Annotated in this window: 17 protein-coding genes; 8 read left to right on the top strand and 9 right to left on the bottom strand. The window is 57.2% G+C overall.

From position 1 onward, the window contains the following. Nucleotides 1-389: 389 nt before the first annotated feature. A complete protein-coding gene (locus tag PHA01_RS04505) occupies nucleotides 390-1,403 on the top strand; it encodes a serine hydrolase domain-containing protein (RefSeq protein ID WP_271893627.1) in 1,014 nt (337 codons plus the stop codon). A gap of 2 nt (nucleotides 1,404-1,405) precedes the next feature. Here the strand turns inward: PHA01_RS04505 and PHA01_RS04510 are convergent, their stop codons facing one another. Next, entirely contained in the window at nucleotides 1,406-2,326 is a 921-nt protein-coding gene (locus tag PHA01_RS04510) for a DMT family transporter (RefSeq protein ID WP_271893628.1), read from the bottom strand. Nucleotides 2,327-2,527: 201 nt separating this feature from the next. Then, on the bottom strand, nucleotides 2,528-3,718 hold the full coding sequence (gene rnd / locus PHA01_RS04515) for a ribonuclease D (RefSeq protein ID WP_271893630.1): 1,191 nt from the start codon (nucleotides 3,716-3,718) through the stop codon (nucleotides 2,528-2,530). Between the two features lie 148 nt (nucleotides 3,719-3,866). On the opposite strand from rnd, the gene aspS reads away from it, so the two are divergent. Then, entirely contained in the window at nucleotides 3,867-5,657 is a 1,791-nt protein-coding gene (gene aspS, locus PHA01_RS04520) for an aspartate--tRNA ligase (protein ID WP_271893633.1), read from the top strand. A 76-nt stretch (nucleotides 5,658-5,733) separates the two neighbouring features. On the opposite strand, the gene PHA01_RS04525 is transcribed toward aspS, so the two are convergent. Then, on the bottom strand, nucleotides 5,734-6,933 hold the full coding sequence (locus PHA01_RS04525) for a hypothetical protein (protein ID WP_271893634.1): 1,200 nt from the start codon (nucleotides 6,931-6,933) through the stop codon (nucleotides 5,734-5,736). A gap of 195 nt (nucleotides 6,934-7,128) precedes the next feature. Between PHA01_RS04525 and parC the strand changes: the two genes are divergently transcribed. The 4 genes from parC to PHA01_RS04545 all read left to right on the top strand — a co-directional run bounded on the left by parC (nucleotide 7,129) and on the right by PHA01_RS04545 (nucleotide 14,616). Continuing rightward, entirely contained in the window at nucleotides 7,129-9,408 is a 2,280-nt protein-coding gene (gene parC, locus PHA01_RS04530) for a DNA topoisomerase IV subunit A (protein WP_271893636.1), read from the top strand. Nucleotides 9,409-9,515: 107 nt separating this feature from the next. Then, nucleotides 9,516-10,238, top strand: a complete 723-nt coding sequence (locus tag PHA01_RS04535) for a TetR/AcrR family transcriptional regulator (RefSeq protein ID WP_271893639.1) — start codon at nucleotides 9,516-9,518, stop codon at nucleotides 10,236-10,238. 26 nt (nucleotides 10,239-10,264) lie between these two features. After that, a complete protein-coding gene (locus PHA01_RS04540; protein WP_271893641.1) occupies nucleotides 10,265-11,473 on the top strand; it encodes an efflux RND transporter periplasmic adaptor subunit in 1,209 nt (402 codons plus the stop codon). After that, nucleotides 11,470-14,616, top strand: a complete 3,147-nt coding sequence (locus PHA01_RS04545; RefSeq protein ID WP_271893642.1) for an efflux RND transporter permease subunit — start codon at nucleotides 11,470-11,472, stop codon at nucleotides 14,614-14,616. Before PHA01_RS04540 ends, PHA01_RS04545 begins: the two co-directional genes overlap by 4 nt. Nucleotides 14,617-14,627: 11 nt before the next feature. On the opposite strand, the gene PHA01_RS04550 is transcribed toward PHA01_RS04545, so the two are convergent. The 6 genes from PHA01_RS04550 to hemB form a co-directional block, all read right to left on the bottom strand. After that, nucleotides 14,628-15,530: a DMT family transporter gene (locus PHA01_RS04550; protein WP_271893644.1), complete on the bottom strand. Its 903-nt coding sequence runs from the start codon at nucleotides 15,528-15,530 to the stop codon at nucleotides 14,628-14,630. Between the two features lie 82 nt (nucleotides 15,531-15,612). Next, nucleotides 15,613-16,044, bottom strand: coding sequence for a hypothetical protein (locus PHA01_RS04555; protein ID WP_271893645.1), 432 nt, complete (start codon nucleotides 16,042-16,044; stop codon nucleotides 15,613-15,615). Between the two features lie 11 nt (nucleotides 16,045-16,055). Further along, nucleotides 16,056-16,802: an arginyltransferase gene (locus PHA01_RS04560; RefSeq protein ID WP_112551303.1), complete on the bottom strand. Its 747-nt coding sequence runs from the start codon at nucleotides 16,800-16,802 to the stop codon at nucleotides 16,056-16,058. A 114-nt stretch (nucleotides 16,803-16,916) separates the two neighbouring features. Next, the gene (locus PHA01_RS04565; RefSeq protein WP_271893647.1) at nucleotides 16,917-17,336 is read right to left on the bottom strand and encodes a hypothetical protein; all 420 of its coding nucleotides are present in this window, start codon (nucleotides 17,334-17,336) and stop codon (nucleotides 16,917-16,919) included. Nucleotides 17,337-17,385: 49 nt separating this feature from the next. Beyond that, nucleotides 17,386-17,856: an RDD family protein gene (locus PHA01_RS04570; protein ID WP_271893648.1), complete on the bottom strand. Its 471-nt coding sequence runs from the start codon at nucleotides 17,854-17,856 to the stop codon at nucleotides 17,386-17,388. Nucleotides 17,857-17,936: 80 nt separating this feature from the next. Next, nucleotides 17,937-18,974, bottom strand: a complete 1,038-nt coding sequence (hemB, locus tag PHA01_RS04575) for a porphobilinogen synthase (RefSeq protein ID WP_271893649.1) — start codon at nucleotides 18,972-18,974, stop codon at nucleotides 17,937-17,939. Between the two features lie 152 nt (nucleotides 18,975-19,126). Between hemB and PHA01_RS04580 the strand changes: the two genes are divergently transcribed. Continuing rightward, nucleotides 19,127-20,182: an enoyl-CoA hydratase/isomerase family protein gene (locus PHA01_RS04580; protein WP_271893650.1), complete on the top strand. Its 1,056-nt coding sequence runs from the start codon at nucleotides 19,127-19,129 to the stop codon at nucleotides 20,180-20,182. Nucleotides 20,183-20,192: 10 nt separating this feature from the next. Continuing rightward, nucleotides 20,193-20,621: a DUF6163 family protein gene (locus PHA01_RS04585; RefSeq protein ID WP_112530829.1), complete on the top strand. Its 429-nt coding sequence runs from the start codon at nucleotides 20,193-20,195 to the stop codon at nucleotides 20,619-20,621. Nucleotides 20,622-20,757 lie beyond the last annotated feature (136 nt).

Below are 20,757 nucleotides of genomic sequence, written 5' to 3' on the forward strand. Positions count from 1 at the left end.
AGATGCAATTTGACAACAGACCAATTAGTGCCAGAGCCATACCAATTTATTGGGAGGGTGGTTGCAGACGATTATCTCTCCCCTTGTGGGAGGCCGAAGGCGGGCGAGACCAGTGGCTCGCCCTGTTAGGATTTTCCCGGATTTAGCCTCTTTGCTAAATCCTTGGAAAATCCAAGTGAGGGGATAGTTCAATGAAGCAAATCCCCTCTCTTGCGATTTCTAGCACTTAGCCCCGAGAGGCTAAATGCTGAAATCGCTTTCTCCCCCACAAGGGGGGAGATAGCCAGCGATCACACCCATGTGACAGTTTGTGTGTTGATGCGGCTCGCGCCTTTCATCAATCTCGGCAAATGAAAAACTTGTTCCCAGTCAGCCGCCGAGCATTCCTGATGACGTCTCTCGCCGCCGTCGCATTTGCATCGCGCGGGGCCATGTCCCAACCCGCTGCCGCCAAGTTGGACAAGGCGACCATCGATACCATCATGGAGGCAGCCAACGGCTTCCCGTCGCTCCATGCACTGATCATCTCGCGGCACGGCGATCTTGACCTGGAACACGTATTCCGCGGGCCTGCCGCCGACCGGCCGGTCAATGTGAAATCCGTTTCCAAGACCATTATCGCGGCGCTCGTTGGCATTGCCATCGATCGCCGTGTGTTCGAGGGGTTGGATCAACCCATCGCGCCGATGCTCGCAGACAAGTTGCCGCGCGACGCCGATCCCAGATTGCAGGCCGTGACAATTGGCAATCTGTTGTCGATGCAATCGGGTCTCGATCGCACCTCGGGGCCAAATTACGGCCGCTGGGTCGGAAGCAATGATTGGGTCCGCTATGCCCTGTCGCGCGAGTTTGTCGATGAACCAGGCGGCGGGATGCTTTATTCCACCGGAAACTCCCACCTTCTTTCAGCGCTGCTGACGCGCAAGACCGGACGTTCAACGTTGGAGAACGCCCGGGAGTGGCTGGGCAAACCGCTTGAAATCAATATCCCGCCTTGGCCGCGCGATCCGCAGGGCATCTATTTCGGCGGCAACGACATGCTGCTTTCGCCCCGAGCCATGCGTGCATTCGGTGAAATGTTTTTGGCCTCCGGCGCAAGTGGTGGCAAGCAGATCGTTCCGAAGGCATGGGTCGAGGAATCGTGGAAGCCGAGAACGAGTTCGCCGTTTACGGGCGACGCCTACGGGCTTGGCTGGTTTGTGTCTGAAGCCGCCACTGGCAAGCCGGTCTACTACGCCTGGGGCTATGGCGGCCAGATGATCTATGTGGTGCCGCACGTCTCGCTTGTGGTTGTCATGACATCCGACCCTGCAACACCCTCCGGACGATCGGGTTATGTGCGGCAACTGCACGATATGGTGCGCGAGCGTATCGTGCCCGCCGCTGAAGCGCTCGACAGCTAGTTTCAACCTGCCGTGATTGCCGCTCTCCGGCGTGTCGGCAGCGTCATGGCTGCGACGCCTGCAATCACGCATACAAGGCCAATCCATGCGGTTGGATTGAGGCTCTCGCCAAGGAAGAGCACGCCGATGCCGACGCCGATGGGCACACGCAGATAGGCCTGCGATGTGGTGCTGACAGAACCCAGCGTGTGGATCAAGCGGAAATAGATCACGAAGGCGAGGGCGGTCGAAAAAATCGAAAGGCCAAGAAGCGCCAGGATCGAGTGCGTCGATGGCACGATGGTCCAGGGCTGGTCGATGACGAGGCTGACCGGAATGAGCAGCACCGCGCCGCAGAGGAGCGAGCCGGCAGCCGGCATCATCGGGTCGAGCCCCTTGAAACCTCTCCCGAAGATCGCCGCCGCGGCATAGGAGATGGTCGCGGCCACAATCGCCAGTTGCGCCAGCGCTTCCTTGCCCACGCCGTGAAACGCTTCAAGACCGATGATGAGGCTGATGCCGATGACACCGGCGACGACGCCGAAAAGCTTGCGGGCTGTCACGGCTTCATGACGTGTGATCAGGACGGTCAAAAGGAAGGCGAAGATCGGCGTCGTCGAGTTGAGGATCGTTGCAAGTCCGGCATTCACCGTCAACTCGGCCCAGGCGATGAGCGTGAACGGAACGACGCTGTTGATGCAGGCCTGAATCAGAAAGCGCTTCCAGATGGCGGGGTCGCGTGGCAGCGATAGTCCGCGCAGCTTTATGATCGCCAGAAGCAGTCCGCCGGCTATGAGCGTCCGCGCCGCGATAAAGGTGACCGGCGGAATGGTTTCGACGCCGATCTTGATGAAGGTATAGGACGCTCCCCACAACGTCGCGAGAACGGCGAGGAGGGCAACTTCTTTGGCGAGCGACGGAGCAGGGAGCGTCGATGTGGTCATGATGGCTTACTCAATTTTTGCTGCGTTGATCTTGCGCAGATCAATGCAAGAAATCGGTGGCTCGATGCTTCGATCACGATCGAACTATAGGTTTCGAACAAACCTGTTTTGGTCCGGGATAGAAATCAAACAAGAGTTTGCGATTCCTGCACATGAATGACCGATTCCTATGCACGAATCATCGAATCTGGCGCAAGAATTTCAATCGGCGGTAGAAATTTGGTTGTTTGCGGTTGCGTCTGGCCACTCCACGGCGCGTATCTTCTTGTTCTCGAATTTGAGGCAGAGCTCGCCATTGATGAGCTGCAGCGCCTTCTCGCCAAACACCTCGCGCCGCCAGCCCTGCAGCGCCGGAATGTCATCCGCATCGCCTTCCGCCGCGATCCTGTCGATCTCGTCAGTGGTCGCGACGACCTTTGCGGCAACACCGTGCTCCTCGGTAACGAGCCGCAACAGCACCTTCAAAAGCTCGGCCGCAGCACCTGCGCCTTCTGGCGACTGCACCGATTTTGGCAGGCGCGGCATGTCTTCCTTCGGCAGATCGAGCGCTAGATTGACGGCATTGAGCAGGCCCGTTGCCATGCTGGAGCGCTCCCAACCCTTTGGAATCGTTCGCAAACGCGACATCGCTTCCGCATCGCGCGGCTGCTGCTGGGCGATTTCGTAGATGGCGTCGTCCTTGATGACACGGCCGCGTGGCACATTGCGTTCGCGCGCTTCCCGTTCGCGCCAGGCGGCGACGCTGCGCAGGACAGCGAGTTCCACGGGCTTGCGCAGGCGCATCTTCAACCGCTTCCAGGCATCATCCGGATGCATGTCGTAGGTTTCGCGCGCCGTGAGGATCTTCATCTCATCTAGAACCCACTCGGTGCGGCCTTCTTCTTCGAGACTGCTCTTCAGATGCAGATAAATGTCGCGCAGATGGGTGACATCGGCCAGCGCATAGTCCAGCTGCTTTTCCGATAGTGGCCGCCTGCGCCAGTCGGTGAATCGCGACGATTTATCGATCTGCGCTCCAACGATCCGTTGCACCAACTGGTCGTAAGCGATTGCATCGCCGAAGCCGCAGACCATCGCCGCGACCTGTGTGTCGAACACCGGATGCGGGATCAGATTGCCGAGGTGAAAGATGATTTCGATGTCCTGGCGCGCGGCATGGAACACCTTGACGATTTTTTCGTCGGCCATCAGCTTGAAAAACGCAGCAAGATCAAGGCCCGGCGCCAAGGCATCGACGATCGCCGTGTAGTCAGGCGACGCGAGCTGTATGACGCAAAGCTCCGGCCAGAACGTGGTCTCCCGGATAAATTCCGTATCGACTGTCACGAAATCGGATTGGGTGAGGGCGGCAACAGCCTGTTCAAGCTGATCGGTGGTTGTAATCATGGTCATGAAATTTCTATAGCGAATGGATATGCGTTTGTCTCCGTCCCAATCCTGATCTTGACAAATCACCCTCAAAATGCGCTTGTCCGCGCAAATTCCTGGACCGCTTGCGGGGCTTTCCACGCATGTCCATCCCAATATCAGAGGCACTATCATGCACCGTTACCGCAGCCATACCTGCGCCGCCTTGCGTAAATCGGACGTAGGTTCAACTGTTCGTCTTTCCGGCTGGGTTCACCGCGTCCGCGACCATGGCGGCATTCTCTTCATCGATATCCGTGATCATTATGGCTTGACGCAGATTGTCGCCAACCCGGATTCGCCAGCCTTCAAACTGGCAGAAACCGTGCGTGGTGAATGGGTTATCCGCGTTGACGGCGAGGTCAAGGCTCGTACGGACGACACGATCAACCCCAATATGCCGACTGGCGAGATCGAAGTCTTTGCCCGGGAAATCGAGGTGCTGTCTGCCGCAAAGGAACTGCCTTTGCCGGTGTTTGGCGAACTCGACTATCCGGAAGACATTCGCCTGAAATATCGTTTCCTCGACCTGCGCCGCGATAGCTTGCACAAGAACATCATGTCGCGCACGAAGATCATCGCCGCCATGCGCCGACGCATGACCGATGTCGGTTTCACCGAGTTTTCAACGCCGATACTCACAGCGTCGTCCCCCGAAGGGGCGCGCGATTTCCTCGTGCCGAGCCGCATTCATCCCGGCAAATTCTACGCACTGCCGCAGGCGCCGCAGCAGTACAAGCAGCTGATCATGATGTCCGGGTTCGACCGCTACTTCCAGATCGCGCCGTGCTTCCGCGATGAAGATCCGCGCGCTGATCGTCTTCCAGGCGAGTTCTACCAGCTCGATATCGAGATGAGTTTCGTCGAGCAGAATGACGTGCTTTCGACCATGGAGCCCGTATTGCGCGGCGTTTTCGAGGAATTTGCCGACGGCAAGCCTGTTACACAGGAATTCCCGAGGATTACTTATGACGACGCCATGCGCCGATACGGTTCGGACAAGCCTGACTTACGCAACCCGATTGAAATGCAGGCGGTGACCGAGCATTTCGCCGGTTCAGGCTTCAAGGTGTTCGCCAACATGATCGCCAACGATCCGAAGGTCGAGGTCTGGGCTATCCCAGCCAAAACCGGTGGTTCGCGCGCTTTCTGCGACCGCATGAATTCCTGGGCGCAAAGCGAGGGTCAGCCGGGCCTCGGCTATATCTTCTGGCGCAAGGAAGGCGACAACCTTGAAGGGGCAGGACCTCTTGCCAAGAATATCGGTCCGGAACGCACCGAAGCGCTGCGCATACACCTCGGTCTCGATGACGGCGATGCGGCCTTCTTCGTTGCTGGCGATCCCAAGAAGTTTGTTTCGTTTGCGGGTAGCGCCCGCACACGCGCCGGCGAAGAACTGAACCTCGTCGACCGCGACCAGTTCAAGCTGTGCTGGATTATCGACTTCCCGTTCTTCGAGTGGCTTGAGGACGAGAAGAAGATCGATTTCGCTCACAACCCGTTCTCGATGCCGCAAGGTGGAATGGAAGCGCTGGAAAACCAGGATCCCCTGACGATCAAGGCGTTCCAGTACGACATGGTCTGCAATGGTTTCGAGATCGCCTCGGGCGGTATCCGCAATCATTTGCCGGAAACCATGGTCAAGGCTTTCGAGGCTGTCGGCCATTCGCGAGAAGCGGTTGAGGAACGTTTTGGCGCTCTCTACCGTGCCTTCCAGTATGGCGCGCCTCCGCATGGCGGCATGGCGGCCGGTATCGATCGTATCGTTATGCTGCTCGTCGGCGCCAAGAACCTGCGCGAGATCACCATGTTCCCGATGAACCAGCAGGCACATGATCTCTTGATGAACGCCCCGTCGGACGTATCGCAGGCTCAGCTGCGTGATCTGAACATCCGGCTCAATCCGGTGAAGAAAGAGCTTTAAAAACCTCTTCTAACTGACTCCAGTGAAACAAAAAGCCCGGCGTTGCTGCCGGGCTTTTTCATTGGATCAGTTTCGGTCACTGGTTTGCGTTGACCGTGACGCCGAGGGTCTTGATCAACGATCTCGGATCGGCCATGCCGCCGGCAGCGATAATCGCAAAGGGCACCGGCTTTGCCGGAGCAGCCTTGATCTCGAGTGTCTTCGGATCATCGAGATAGGTGTTGACCGCCGTCCCCAGCGCTTGGGCAAACTCGGCATTGCCGAGCTGGGCGGCGGCCATCGGCAAGATCATCTTGGCCTGGCCGATCAGATCGCTGCGCTTGGCGTGCTGTTGCTCCGCTACGTAGTCGAGTGCCTTGTAGGTTACCGACGCATCATCAAACCGTATGGAGGCGCCAGTAAAGCTCAGCTGCTGCATCAGGCCCAGCATTGCCATGCCGTGCGCGTCATCGGGCTTGCCCTTCATGTCCTTTGTCGCTTCCTGCATGCCTTTGATAAAATCGAGCGTATAGCCAGAAATGTCGAGCTTGATGCCAAGCGTGCCAGCATTGTCGGCGATGAAATCCATTTTCTCGATGTTCAGACGCCCATCCGATACGTTCCAGGTTCCCGCGGCATCGATCTTTCCAGAAATAGTCTCATAACCAAGAGCCTTCAGCGTGTTCTTGGTCTTTGGGTCTTGGACATCGGAAAGGTCCGCTTTGAAGCTCGCAACGTTGCTCGTGAACGCAACAGGCGACGTTTCAGTCAGCGGCGATACCGTAGCTGTCAATCCGTCGGCCACAAAGACGTCCTTGCCTTTGGCGTTCACGGTCACATGCCTGACTTCGGCCTTCTCGTATTGAAGAATCTTGGCCAACGGTTCGGTCGCGCCTTCGGCCGGAAGCGAGATGCCTTCCATCTTGATGCCCTCGACGCTGATCTTGCTGTCGGGCTCACCTTCCGGGCTGAAATTGATATCCGGCATTGTCATTGCGCCGATCTTGAATCCCCCGCCTGACACATCGGTGACATCGCTCAGCGTGATATCGCCGACTTTGAACGCATCCTTGATACCGGCGGTCGAAACTTTGGTGTCCTGAAGGATCACAGTCGAGTCGTGCGTCTCGACATTGCTGTATTCCATTGTACCGCCTTGTTCGGCGTAAGCCGCCTTAAGCCGCGCGGCGACAGCGTTACCATCGACCGCATAGGCCGAGCCGGCAAATACCACGACGAGAGCGGAGGTGGTGGCCAGGAGGCGCAGGCCAGATTTCACAGGATGGATTGGAGGCATGTTTTGATCCCTGTTGTTTTCAACTGTCAACGCATCAGGAGCGGTAAGACTGTGATGCAATTTGGGCGGTACAAAGTCAGATTTGAGGTGTGGACGCAAGCTCTCTGCAATTGAACGTTGCAATCATCGCCACCAGCCTGTGATCTTGGCGAATCATTGCTTGCCCGCGATTCAGTGAGTTGATAGTCCATTGACATGGGAAAAAGCCTGATTCCGCCAGACAATGGCGATGATAATGTGGAACCGGTCGATCTGAAGGCGGCGCTGGAAGAGCGCTATCTTGCCTATGCTTTATCGACGATCATGCACCGCGCGCTGCCAGACGTGCGCGACGGGTTGAAGCCGGTTCACCGCCGCATCATGCATGCCATGCGCCTCTTGCGTCTTTCGCCCGATCAGTCCTATGCAAAATGCGCGCGTATTGTCGGCGAGGTTATGGGTAAATTCCATCCGCATGGCGACCAGTCGATCTATGACGCATTGGTGCGGCTGAGCCAGGATTTTGCCGTGCGTTATCCAGTTGTCGACGGGCAGGGCAATTTCGGTAATATCGACGGCGATAATCCAGCGGCGATGCGTTACACCGAAGCGCGGATGACCGATGTCGCCATGCTGCTGCTCGAAGGCATCACTGAGGACGCAGTTGATTTCCGCCCTACTTATAATGAGGAAGACGAGGAACCGATCGTCCTTCCCGGCGCATTTCCCAATCTGCTCGCCAATGGCTCCTCGGGCATCGCAGTTGGCATGGCGACCTCGATCCCGCCGCATAATGTGTCGGAGCTCTGTGCGGCAGCGCTGCACCTGATCAAGCATCCGGATGCGACGGTCGAAGAGCTGATGTCGCAGACCGAGGATGAGGACCCGCTAAAGACCAAAGTTCGCGGTCCGGATTTCCCGACCGGCGGCATTATGGTCGAGACGCCAGAGGCAATTCTCGACGCCTACAAAACCGGCCGTGGCGGTTTTCGCCTGCGTGCACGCTGGCAGGTCGAGGATCAGGGGCGCGGCACCTGGAATATCGTCGTCACCGAAATTCCGTATCAGGTGCAGAAATCGCGGCTGATCGAGAAGATAGCCGAACTGCTGATCGCCAAGAAACTGCCGCTGCTGGACGACGTGCGCGATGAGTCCACGGAAGACGTGCGCCTCGTACTGGAGCCCAAGAGCCGCAGCGTCAATCCCGAAATCCTCATGGAATCCCTGTTCAAGCTTACCGAGCTTGAAACGCGCTTTCCGTTGAACATGAATGTGCTTTCGAACGGCAAGGTACCGAACGTCCTGTCGCTGCGCGATGTGCTGAAGCAATGGCTGGAACACCGAAAGGACGTCCTCATAAGGCGTTCCCGCCATCGCCTTGGCGAGATCGAGCGCCGGCTGGAAATCCTTGGCGGCATGCTGATCGCCTACCTTAATATCGATGAGGTCATTCGCATCATCCGCGAGGAAGATGAGCCGAAGCAGGAAATGATCCGCCGCTTCGAACTCACAGACAATCAAGCCGAAGCCATCCTCAACATGCGGTTGCGTTCATTGCGCAAGCTCGAGGAATTCGAGATACGCAAGGAATTCGACGGCCTGACAGGTGAAAAGAAGCAGATCGAGGAATTGCTGGGGTCCGACGCCAAGCAATGGCAGACCATTTCCTGGCAGATCGCCGAGATGCAGAAAAAGTACGGCGCGAATACGCCGCTTGGCAAACGCCGCACCACTTTCGCCGATGCACCGCAGCATGACCTGACCGACATGCACCACGCCATGATCGAGAAGGAGCCGGTAACGGTCGTCGTCTCCGAGAAAGGCTGGTTGCGCGCCATGAAGGGGCATCTGGCGGACTTCTCGACGCTGACCTTCAAGGAGGGCGACAAGCTCAAGCTCGCCTTCCACGCCGAGACCACCGACCGTATTCTCGTCCTGACGACCGGCGGCAAGTTCTATACGATCGGCGCGAACAGCCTGCCGGGTGGGCGGGGTCACGGTGAGCCGATCCGCATCATCGTCGACATGGAAAACGACCAGGATATCGTGACCGCCTTCGTGCACAATCCGGAGCGAAAGCTGCTTCTGTCGTCACATGTGGGTAATGGCTTCCTCGTGCCCGAGGCCGAGGTGATCGCCAATACGCGCAAGGGCAAGCAGGTGATGAACGTCAAGGCGCCCGATGAAGCACGTCATTGCATCCCGATCAGCGGCGACAGCGTTGCGATCGTCGGCGAAAACCGCAAGATGCTAGTGTTTCCCATGACCGAAATTCCAGAACTTGCACGCGGAAAGGGTGTCCGTCTGCAACGCTATAAGGATGGCGGTGTCGCTGATATCCGCGTTTTCACGATGGATCAGGGGCTGACATGGCAGGACGCGTCTGGCCGCAGTTTCACTCGCGGCAAGCTCGAATTGCTGGAGTGGGCGGGCCCAAGAGCCACCGCCGGTCGTATGGTGCCAAAGGGTTTTCCACGCTCCGGCAAGTTTTCTTGACGACTCGTTCAGTTTGTCAAAATGAAACGAGAGTGATCATTCTCGTATTGATCTTTCTTTGTCATCCGTGTAAATGAGAGAGAACGTTCTCTCTTTTTTGGTGTTCCATGGTTGATCAGGCCCTGCCAAAGCAGGCTGCAAACATTTCCGCGGATGCCGCGGACGACGAACCACGTTGTTTCGTCGCCAAGCTCTTCGGCAAGCGCGCGCGCAATCGCGAAGCGCAGGAAGAACGCATCCTCACCGCCGCGATGAATTGTTTCATACGCTCCGGTTTTCGTGGCGCGTCCATGAATGAGATTTGCTCGGAAGCCGGAATGAGCCCGGGTGCGCTCTACCGTTATTTTCCTTCAAAAGAAGCGATCATCGAGAAGATTGCCGCGACTCATCGCCAGCAAAGTTCGGAAATTCTCGCACGAATGTCGCAGTCAAATAATATTGTCGACGCAATCACAAAGGTTGGCCTCGATCACGTGCGCAAGATGTCGCTGAATGATGAGGGTCCAGGCCCAAGCGATGCCAGCGCTCGTCTTTTCGTCGAGGTGCGCGCCGAATCCATGCGCAACGAAAGCGTTGCCGCCATCTGTGAACTTCACGAAGGACTGATGCGCGAAGAGCTGCTCGCAGTATTTTCTGCAGCGAAGGAACGCGGCGAGATCGATCCAGTCACCGATCTGGATCTCGCTGTGGCGTCACTGGCTGCCATGGGCGAGGGGATCATCATGCGTAATTTTCCTGCGCAAGGCGTACCGCTTGAGGCGCTGGAACCGGTGTTCCGCGCGCTCGCCGTCGGCTTGCTGCGACCGACAAAGCCTTTGGCAAACAAATGAATATTGCTCTCACCCCGGGTTTTCCAATGAGCCATAACAGAAAAAAAGTCCTGATTGCCCTGGCTCTTGCCCTGGGTCTCTCATCGTTCATGACGACCAGAGGATTTGCCGAAGACAAAACGGTGGCAGCAATCCACGAAGCCAAGCCGCCGGTCATCAATGTCATCCCTGCCGGCATCAATGAAATGGTCGCAACGCTCACCGTTACGGGGACGATTGTGCCTCGTCAGGAAGTGGCAGTCGGCACCGATGTCGCGGGTTTGCTTGTTCTGGAGCTCAATGCCGATCAGGGCGACGTGGTGAAAGAGGGCGATATCCTTGCGCGCCTGGATAAATCCTCGCTCGAAATTCAGCTGGCTCAGATCGAAGCGCAACGCGCCCAGGCCGACGCATCCATTGCCCAATCCGAGGCGCAGATCGTCGACGCGGAGATTGCTGTTCGCCAGGCGCAGGAAGCACTGGAGAGGGCGCGTGCCCTGTCGATGAAGGGCATCAACTCCAAAATGGAACTGGACAACGCCACCAACGCGCACGACAGCGCCAATGCCCGTCTCAACACGGCCCGGCAGGCTCTGTCAGCCACCAAGTCGCAATTGCAGCTCGTTGCCGCGCAAAAGCGTGATGTCCTGTTGCGGCTGGAGAAGGCCGATGTGAGGGCACCCGCTAGCGGTGTGGTGTTGAGCCGCAATGCACTTCTCGGTGGTATCGTCTCCTTCAATGCCGGCCCGCTGTTCCGCATCGCCCGTGATCGCGATTTCGAACTGGCGGCCAATATTCCTGAAGTCGATCTGCCGCGCTTGAAAGAAAACATGCCGGTTTCCGTCCGCGTGTCCGGCTTGGACGACCCGGTTGCTGGCCGTGTCCGCCTCATATCGCCTGAGATCACCGCAAGCTCGCGTCTCGGTTCGGTCAAAATCGCGCTCGACAGGAATCCGTCGATCCGGCCCGGCAACTTTGCCCGCGCGGTAGTCGAGTTGACCCGTCGTGAAGGCGTCAACGTTCCGCTTTCCGCCGTGGTCTACCATGGCACTTCGGCGCTCGTGCAGGTGGTCAAGGATGGTGTCATCGAAAGCCGCAAGGTTGAGCTTGGCATTCGCAGTGATCGTGCTGTCGAGGTGCTGCAAGGCCTTGGCGAGGGCGAAGATGTCGTGGCGCGTGCCGGTACGTTCGTTGCCAATGGCGATCGTGTCACGCCTGTCCGGGTAACCGACGAGGCGACAGGGGCCATCAAATGAACTGGAACATTTCCGCTTGGTCCATCCGTAACCCCGTCCCGTCGATCCTGCTTTTTGTCGTGCTGGTGGTTCTCGGCCTGATGGCCTTTGCCAAGCTGCCCATCACGCGTTTTCCCAATATCGATGTGCCTTTGATCTCGGTCTCAGTCACCGATCCGGGCGTTGCGCCGACAGAACTTGAAACGCAGGTCGCCAAGCGGGTCGAAGATTCGGTGGCGAACATTACCGGCGTCAAGAATGTCACAACCAATTTGACCGAAGGCAACTCCACGACGTTGGTGGAATTCCGGCTCGAGGTCGATACACAAAAGGCATTGAACGACGTCAAGGACGCAGTTTCGCGTATCCGCGATGACCTTCCCGCAACGATCAAGGAACCGATAATCAATTCGGTCGACGTGGAGGGTTCTGCGATCCTGACTTACGGCGTCTCGGCGCCAACCATGACGTCGGAAGAGCTTTCCTGGTTCGTCGATGACAAGATCCTCCGTGATATCCAGGGCCTGAAAGGCGTTGGCCGTGTCGAGCGCTATGGCGGTGTCACACGCGAAATCCGTGTCGCGCTGGATCCCGATCGATTGACCGCACTTGGTGTGACGGCTGCCGATGTCAATCGTGCGCTGAAGTCGATGAATGCCGATCTGACCGGCGGACGCGGCGATCTCGGTACCACCCAGCAGACGATCCGCACGCTTGGTGCATCGCGCACCCTTGATGATTTACGGGCAGTGGAGATCCCTATTGCTGGGGGACGTTCCGTGCGGCTCGATCAGCTAGGAACGATCACCGACGCCTATGAAGAGCCAAAGTCCTTTGCGCGCGTGAACAACCAGACGGTGGTATCGCTCGGCGTATTCCGCGCCAAGGGTGCGAGCGATGCCGATGTCTATGCGCTCGTGCAGGCCCGAATGGACCAACTGCAGCAGAAATATCCCGACGCCCGTTTCAGCATCATCGATAATTCGGTGAACTACACCTACGGCAACTATGAATCCGCCATGAGTTCATTGGTTGAAGGCGCATTGTTGTCTATCGTGGTGGTCTTCCTGTTCTTGCGTAATATCCGCGCTACCTTGATTGCAGCCATTGCATTGCCGTTGTCGGCAATCCCGACCTTCTGGGCGATCGACATGCTCGGATTTTCGCTCAATCTGATCAGCTTGCTTGGTATCACGCTGGTGACGGGTATCCTTGTCGATGATGCCATCGTCGAGATCGAAAACATCGTCCGGCATATGCGATCCGGCAAATCGCCATACCGTGCGTCGCTCGAAGCCGCCGATGAGATTGGTCTCGCCGTTATCGCCATTTCGATGACCATCATCGCAGTCTTCGCGCCGGTCAGCTTCATGAGCGGCATCGCCGGGCAATACTTCAAGCAGTTCGGCCTGACGGTGGCCGTCGCTGTGTTCTTTTCGCTGCTCGTCGCCCGTTTGATAACGCCGATGATGACGGCCTATCTTCTGCGCGATGGCAAGAGCCTGCATCACGGCGAGCAGGAGACCGGCTGGATCAAGGCCTATACCCGTTTCCTCACCGTCACTCTGCGCTATCGATGGCTGACGCTGCTCAGTGGCGTGGCCATATTTGCCATCGCCATCTGGGCCATGGGCTTTCTGCCAGCCGGTTTCGTGCCGCCGCAGGATGAAGCGCGTGTCGCGGTCAGCCTCGAGCTGCCGCCAGGTGCACCCATTGATGAAACACGCCGGGTAACCGACGAAGCGGCATCGCTGGTACGCGAAATTCCCGAAGTCCAGCAAACCTATATAACCGGTGGCGCCTCGCCAACCGGCTCTCTCGACACCCGCCGCGCAACGATGATCGTCAAGCTCAGCCACAAAAGCGAGCGTGAACGCACGCAAAAGCAGGTCGAGGTCGATATTTTCAACAAACTGTCGCAAGTGCCTGATTTGCGGGCGAATTTCGTCAATGATCGCGGTGAGCGCGAATTCGCTGTCGGCGTCATCGGCAGCAATGGCGACAAGGTCAACGAACAGGCTCGCTCACTGCAGAGCGCCATGACTGCGACTGGCGACTTTCAGGCGGTTTCCTCGACGGCGGCGCTTGATCGACCGGAAATCATCGTGACGCCGCGCATGGACAAGCTGGCGGAGCTGGGCATTTCCACGACAGCGCTGTCGGACGCGTTGCGTGTTGCAACACAAGGCGACCTCGATCCGAATCTTGCCAAATACACCGTCGGCGACCGCCAGATACCGATCCGCGTTCAATTGACCGAAGAATCCCGCCGCGATCTTTCCATTCTGAGTACGCTGACCGTTACCACACCATCGGGAGTCGTGGTGCCGCTGGAATCGATTGCCCAGATCAGTTTCGGGCAGGGACCATCCTCGATCGAGCGTTTTAATCGCGAACGGCGTATCGTTGTCGGCGCCAATATGGCGAACGGAAAGGAGATCGGCGAGGGGCTCTCCATCGTCAAGAACCTTCCTGAGGCGAAATCCATGCCGGAAGGCGTGCGTATTCAGGAAACCGGCGACGCCGAAGTTATGGGCGAGGTTTTTGCCGGGTTCCGCGATGCCATGATCATGGGCCTGATGCTGGTGTTCGTCGTGCTTATCCTGCTATTCGGCAGTATTTTCCACGCCTTCACTATTTTGATGTCTTTGCCGCTCTCGATTGCCGGTGTCGCCGTCGCGCTGCTGTTGACCAACAATTCGGTCTCCATGGCGGTCGTCATCGGTATTTTGATGCTGATGGGCATCGTCACCAAAAACGCGATCATGCTCGTCGATTTCGCCGTCGAAGAGGTGAAACACGGCATACCGCGCAATGAAGCGATCATCGACGCAGGCCGCAAGCGTATCCGCCCGATTGTCATGACCACGATTGCCATGTCGGCGGGGATGCTGCCCGCAGCCATGGCTTTCGGCGATGGCGGCGAATTCCGCGCGCCGATGGCGATTGCGGTGATTGGCGGCCTCTTGATCTCGACCGTGCTGTCACTGGTGTTCGTGCCATCATTCTATACGATCATGGACGATGTCAGCCGCTGGACAGCGCGTGTATTCCATTGGTCCTTCCGTCCGAACAAGCCGGATGAGCCGGGGATCACCGTTAGACCCGGGATACACACCGTTCCGCTGCTTCCTTCGAAGCCTGCTATTGAGGCGGCAGAGTAGGTCGTAAACTCCTAGATCGGATGGCGGACCAATCCCGCCGTCCGTGACCTCTTGTGCACGTGATACATCTGCCAAAGCGAATGACCTACGAGTGACGCGATGATGATGATTCCACCCACAAGGGTCGGATCGCTAGGCTTTTCTGCAAAGACCAGCCAGACCCAGATCGGCGTCAACACGGTTTCCAGCAGATAGAACATGGCAACCTCAGGTCCCGAAAGGAACCGTGGGCCCGTAGCGAGGCAGAGAAAGGCGAGGGTCGTCACGACAGCGCCGTTGAAAATGATCCAGCCGGGTACTGCTACGGTGTAACCATTCTGCGAGACCATGAAAGCGGCGACGAGCATCGGCAATATCGTGCCGATGATCGCAGCGAAGCCCATATCCTTGCCCGAAGAGCGGCTGATTGTAATCGCTGTGGAAAGAATGAAGGTGGACAGCAGCGCCACCAGATCGCCGAACACATGGCCGGAGGATAGCCCCTCGCGAACAATTATACCGACGCCGATCAGCATGAAGAACATGGCGATGAACGTGACGGTCTTCGGCCGCTCTTTCAGGAATACCCAGGACAATAATGCCGAAAATACGGTGTTGAACGCCAGTATGAACACAAGGTTAGCCGTCTTCGTATTGTAGACCGCGATCATGAAGCAGATCGAGGCGAGGCCGTAGAGACCCGCGACCAAAAATCCGGCTCGGCCCGGGACGATCGTTCGCGCCCGGCCTGTCGCAAGACTCCATACCGCCCAGATGACAAACGCGCTGATGAACGTCGTGCCGCTGCGCAAAAGCAGCGTCGACCACGTCTCGCCTTCACCGAGCCTCAGCAGGGGAATATCGGCAGACAGGATCAATCCGCCGAGGCCAGTGATAAGTAGACCTTTGCGGTGATCGAGATGAAGTTGAGACATGCGGCGGCGTTTCCCGTATTTTTGTTATGCCGCGTGGTCTAGCTGGAAGGACAATCTTCGTCCAGAGGCCCTAAAACAAAGTTCAACGATACAAGAAGTGCTCAAACGGCCAGGATGTTTTGAGCCAGCTGGAAACCGCCTCATACAGCGGTGTGTCGAGATGAACGCGGTCAGCGGTGACCCATGACTTCACGACCGTTATCGCCGGGTCTTGCTTGGAGGGATAGATGTAGACGCAGCCGATCACCTTCGAACCTTCCAGCACCGTATAGGTAAATCCGGTGCGGTTAGTAAAATCGCGAGCGTGCTCTTCGAGATCGCCAAGATTGGCTTCGAGGCTCATGCCTTGCAGCGGCGGCCAGTCGCTGAAACCCGGCGTCGCTAGGATGTGGGGAATGCTCGAGGACCACGCCTGGTGATCCGACAGATTATGCTGCGGCCCGAGGGGCTCGAGCCGGAAGCCTTGCCCGTCAAGTCTGACTGGCGGTACAAAATTGGCTGGTACAAAGCTCATTGGAGCATGCTCTAATCCTGGCGTTCCCAGCCTTTTGTGCCGAGATGTTCCTGCGGCTTGTAGCGGATTTTATATTGCATCTTGCGCGAGCCCTCGACCCAATAGCCGAGATAGACATGCGGCAAACCAGCGGCCGCAGCGCGCTGAATATGATCGAGGATCATGAATGTCCCGAGCGAACGGCTAGCATGTTCCGGGTTGAAGAAGGAATAGACCATCGACAATCCATCGCCCATCACGTCCGTCAGGGCGACAGCGATGAGTTCGCCTTCGCCCTTCTTGGTAATGAAGGAATCCGGTCCGCGCCGCCTGTATTCGATGATTTGTGTCGGCACATGCGTATCCTCGACCATCATCGCATAGTCGAGCACCGTCATTTCCGACATGCCGCCCTTGTTGTGGCGCGCGTCGAGATAATGCCGGAACAGCGAATATTGTTCGGTAGAAGGCTCGGCGTGGTGGATATTCCCGATCAAATCGCGGTTGCGATTCCAGACACGACGCATGGACTTGTCCTGCTTGAACTCGCCCGCCAGGATACGTACCGATACGCAGGCTCTGCAGTTCTCGCAAGCCGGGCGATAGGCGATGTTTTGCGAGCGACGAAAGCCGCCCTGTGTCAGCAGCTCATTGAGTTCTGCGGCGCGACCGCCTACGAGATGCGTGAAGACCTTGCGCTCAAGCTGACCCTCCAGGTAAGGACAGGGCGAAGGCGCTGTCAGGAAGAACTGCGGTGATTGCTGCGGCTGATGGGTCATCCAAGGTCCTGAGACGGTCGTAACACCTATAGAATCCTATGACCGCCCGAAACGTCAATTCAATTATATTGTATTCAGATGTGTATGTCTTGGGCGAGTTAGGTTCAGTAGCTGTTATCGGACCGAACCGCCGCCGCAGCGCGCGCCGTTCCATGAGTGGCTGGGCGCATCGAACTTGCCATTGACCGAGCCGCCCCAGTTTCCGTTGAAGCCGTCAAAATCACTGGAGAAATCGAGGTAGAGAAGCCCGGTCCCATATTTGTCGGTCCAGACTAGGGTGCGAGACGTGCCACTTCCAAGGTCCTTCTCTACCAGGTTGCCTTCGACGCGGCCGTCCGGCTCATCGAGTTCATAGGAGCCGGAGAGATGGCCATCCCTGGCGACATTCAGATTGGTCTCCACATCACGATAATCCCCGCTGGAGATCATCTCGCCGCAAAACCGTCCTGCGGGTGACGCTGCCATGCTGGTCGTGGTGCCAAGGCCATAGAGTACAAGCGCCGCAAAAGCGAACGCGAAGGAGCGTAAGTTCATGATATACAAAGCCAAATGAGGAAGGGCTCCAGATCAGGAGCCCTTGAGATTAGTTATAAGCGCGAACGACAACTGTGCCGAGCAAAAGGTCGTGGACAGTGCGTTTGCGATCGAGAAACAGTGTTGCCAGCAGAATAAGAGGCGTCAGGACCACATTCAGTCCCCAGAACAGGACGGTATGTACGACGGCGAGCAAGCTGTCGACCTTCTGCCCGTCAAGCCGTTCCAGCTTCAATCCCATCATCTGCATGCCTTTTGTCGCCTGGCGTGGCCCGCCCAGCGTCGTCGCGATGTAGGCAAGGGCGACAACAGGAAACATGATGCCATATAATATCCAGCCGAGACCAAGCGTTGCCACACCAATGATGGCAATTAGGATGGCAACGGGAATGCACAGGAAGAAAACGATCACATAGTCGATCAGGAACGCAAAGATGCGGCTCGTGCGCACACCCTGATACAGCCGCCAATCATCGAGGCGGTTGGTGATAATTTCGCCATCAAGGGTCTTGGTGTTCATTTCATTTCCTGTTTCACAATACGGACACATTGCCGTTTGCGCTGAAATTGGGAATTCGAGAACAAAATATCAAGAAGATTTCAATAACCGGCTTTCAAACGTTCGGCTACGAGCGGCGCAAAATAAGTCAGGATGCCATCGCAGCCGGCGCGCTTGAAGGCCAGGAGCGTTTCCATCATGACCCGCTCCTCATCGATCCAGCCATTGGCGCCGGCAGCCTTGATCATCGTATATTCGCCTGACACCTGATAGGCGAAGGTCGGCACGGCGAAGGTGTCTTTTAGCCGGCGGATGATGTCGAGATAGGGCAGGCCAGGCTTGACCATAAGCGAATCCGCGCCCTCGGCGAGATCCTGCTCGGCCTCGCGTACTGCCTCATCGCTGTTTGCCGGGTCGATATAGTAGGTCTTCTTGTCGCCCTTCAAACGTCCCGACGTTCCGATCGCCTCGCGGTAAGGGCCATAGAAGGCCGAGGCGAATTTCGTGGCATAGGCCATGATCGCTACATCCTGAAACCCGTTCTGGTCCAGCGCATCGCGAATGGCGCCAATGCGCCCGTCCATCATATCCGACGGCGCGATGATATCGGCACCCGCTGCTGCCTGCAGCACGGCGCCTCGGGTGATCTGCTCGACGGTCTCGTCATTGACAATGATGCCATCGCGCAGGATGCCATCATGGCCGTGGCTCGTGAAGGGATCGAGTGCGACGTCGGTGATCATGCCAATTTCCGGCACCGCGCTCTTGATCGCTCGCGTCGCACGGTTGATGAGATTATCGGGATCGAGAATGCCGGAACCCGCATCATCGCGCAGGTCCGCGTCGATATTGGCAAACGTGGCGATAGCGGGGATGCCGAGCTTGGCTGCACGCTCCGCCTCACGCACCGCCATATCGACGGAAAAGCGCTGAACACCCGGCATGGCGTTGATGTCTTCGCGCCGGTTCGTGCCCTCGCACAGGAATATCGGCCAGATCAGATCATCGACTGTCAACTGGTTTTCCTGAACCAGACGTCGCGACCAATCGGCCTTGCGCATGCGTCGCAGACGGCGGCCTTGCGTGATTTCATCGACTGTTCTTGCCGCACGTGTTTGAAACGTTGGATGTTTGTTCATGATTGCTCAGCCGAACGTTGGCATTTCCTCGTTGTTTGGAATTGTTTTAACAGGGAACGTCCTGTTGACCAAGATGCCCGGCCCTGGATGTGATCCATTGACGCGGTGTGCCAGAGTTTCCTAACCTCTGTCACAAAGGTTTGGAGGGGTGCATGGAGATCGATTTCGGCGGCGAGGGGGAAGTCGTATTCGAACGCCGAGGCAAGGCTGGCCTCATTCGCCTGACGCGGCCGAAGGCGTTGAACGCGCTGACGCGCAACATGGTCGGCGCGATGCATCGTGCACTTGTCGCGTGGTCGGCCGATCAGGATGTCCATTGTGTCCTTGTCGAGGGTGAGGGGCGGGCCTTTTGCGCTGGCGGGGATATTCTTGCGGTCTACCATGCCGGCCGATCCGGTCGGCCCTTCTATGAATTCTTTGCCGAAGAATACCGCCTCAACGCCTATATCAGGCACTTTCCGAAACCCTATGTCTCGCTGATCGATGGTATCTGCATGGGTGGTGGCGTTGGAATTTCCGTCCACGGCTCTTATCGGGTCGTCACAGAAAATATCGTGTTCGCAATGCCGGAGGTCGGCATCGGCTTCTTTCCTGACGTCGGGGGAAGTGCCTTTCTTCCGCATCTTCCGGAACATTTCGGCACTTATCTTGCGCTGACGGGCAATCGCATCCGCCAGGGCGATTGCCTTCAAAGTGGTATTGCCACCCACGCCATCAAGGCGGAAAACAAGGAGAAGCTGCGGCGCAGCCTGATCAGAACCGGCAATCCCGAAACGGCACTGCGCGGCAAAACCATCAACCCGGACTATGAAACGCCCGAAAAAACCCGCGATATGATCGGGGTGCTGTTCGATTCAAAGACACTTGGCGGTTGTCTGATCCGCCTGGCTGCCGCCGGCGTAAATGGCAGCGAGGAGGCGCAAAAGCTCCTCGATCTTATCAAGACCCGTTCGCCGATGAGCCTGCATGTGACGTTCCGGCAGATCGAAGACGGCCGCGATCTCGACATGGATCAGTGCATGCAGATGGAGTACCGCATTCTATGCCGCATGCTCGAAAACCATGATTTTTATGAAGGCATACGTGCGCTTCTTGTGGACAAGGACAATATGCCCGTGTGGCAGCCCGCAAAAATTGACGATATAACGCCCGAAATGGTCGATGCCTATTTCGCATCACTGGGTGAGCGGGAACTGCAACTGACATGAATAGACATACATGAGCGATAGGCCGACTCATCTGCCATTCGACGCGACAATGGCCCAACTCGGCTTCGTGTGGTTCCTGCGACTTGTCTCCATTTATTGCCTCGTCGCAGGCGTCGGCTATTGGGCGCAGCTCAGCGGCTACTATGAAGGCATGCTCTGGCGCTTCGACCTGATGCCATGGCAATGGAAGGTCGCGACCGTCTCGCTTGCCATGCTCTATCCCGTGGCGTCGACCGGGTTGTGGATGATGGTCTCCTGGGGCCCGGTCATATGGTTTGTGGCCGCATTGGGCGAAACGCTGATGTTCACGGTTTTCTCCAATTACTTTTTCTACAGGCCGCAGATCGCCATCGTCCATGGCTGCGTGGCGCTACTTTATATTCTCTTCCGGATTGTGCTTTTCGTGCAGAAGCGCCAGCACGCAAAGCCCATCAGGTAAGTCTTCATTAAGATTGAAATTGATTCATTCGCGGTAACGCACTGTTAAGTCTGTGTTTTAAGTCGAATTTTATGCGTATTCGATAGTGTCTCCTCAACGGTGAGAAAAATACACCGAAACAACAGTGAGGCAGGTA

The sequence above is a fragment of the Candidatus Phyllobacterium onerii genome (genome assembly GCF_028331445.1).
GTDB lineage: Bacteria > Pseudomonadota > Alphaproteobacteria > Rhizobiales > Rhizobiaceae > Phyllobacterium > Phyllobacterium onerii.

What these genes read in the sequence shown, in the direction of transcription:
- PHA01_RS04505 (WP_271893627.1), top strand. Translation starts at nt 390, where the DNA reads ATGACGTCTCTCGCCGCCGTCGCATTTGCATCGCGCGGGGCCATGTCC.
- PHA01_RS04510 (WP_271893628.1), bottom strand. Translation starts at nt 2,326, where the DNA reads ATGACCACATCGACGCTCCCTGCTCCGTCGCTCGCCAAAGAAGTTGCC.
- rnd (WP_271893630.1), bottom strand. Translation starts at nt 3,718, where the DNA reads ATGACCATGATTACAACCACCGATCAGCTTGAACAGGCTGTTGCCGCC.
- aspS (WP_271893633.1), top strand. Translation starts at nt 3,867, where the DNA reads ATGCACCGTTACCGCAGCCATACCTGCGCCGCCTTGCGTAAATCGGAC.
- PHA01_RS04525 (WP_271893634.1), bottom strand. Translation starts at nt 6,933, where the DNA reads ATGCCTCCAATCCATCCTGTGAAATCTGGCCTGCGCCTCCTGGCCACC.
- parC (WP_271893636.1), top strand. Translation starts at nt 7,129, where the DNA reads ATGGGAAAAAGCCTGATTCCGCCAGACAATGGCGATGATAATGTGGAA.
- PHA01_RS04535 (WP_271893639.1), top strand. Translation starts at nt 9,516, where the DNA reads ATGGTTGATCAGGCCCTGCCAAAGCAGGCTGCAAACATTTCCGCGGAT.
- PHA01_RS04540 (WP_271893641.1), top strand. Translation starts at nt 10,265, where the DNA reads ATGAGCCATAACAGAAAAAAAGTCCTGATTGCCCTGGCTCTTGCCCTG.
- PHA01_RS04545 (WP_271893642.1), top strand. Translation starts at nt 11,470, where the DNA reads ATGAACTGGAACATTTCCGCTTGGTCCATCCGTAACCCCGTCCCGTCG.
- PHA01_RS04550 (WP_271893644.1), bottom strand. Translation starts at nt 15,530, where the DNA reads ATGTCTCAACTTCATCTCGATCACCGCAAAGGTCTACTTATCACTGGC.
- PHA01_RS04555 (WP_271893645.1), bottom strand. Translation starts at nt 16,044, where the DNA reads ATGAGCTTTGTACCAGCCAATTTTGTACCGCCAGTCAGACTTGACGGG.
- PHA01_RS04560 (WP_112551303.1), bottom strand. Translation starts at nt 16,802, where the DNA reads ATGACCCATCAGCCGCAGCAATCACCGCAGTTCTTCCTGACAGCGCCT.
- PHA01_RS04565 (WP_271893647.1), bottom strand. Translation starts at nt 17,336, where the DNA reads ATGAACTTACGCTCCTTCGCGTTCGCTTTTGCGGCGCTTGTACTCTAT.
- PHA01_RS04570 (WP_271893648.1), bottom strand. Translation starts at nt 17,856, where the DNA reads ATGAACACCAAGACCCTTGATGGCGAAATTATCACCAACCGCCTCGAT.
- hemB (WP_271893649.1), bottom strand. Translation starts at nt 18,974, where the DNA reads ATGAACAAACATCCAACGTTTCAAACACGTGCGGCAAGAACAGTCGAT.
- PHA01_RS04580 (WP_271893650.1), top strand. Translation starts at nt 19,127, where the DNA reads ATGGAGATCGATTTCGGCGGCGAGGGGGAAGTCGTATTCGAACGCCGA.
- PHA01_RS04585 (WP_112530829.1), top strand. Translation starts at nt 20,193, where the DNA reads ATGAGCGATAGGCCGACTCATCTGCCATTCGACGCGACAATGGCCCAA.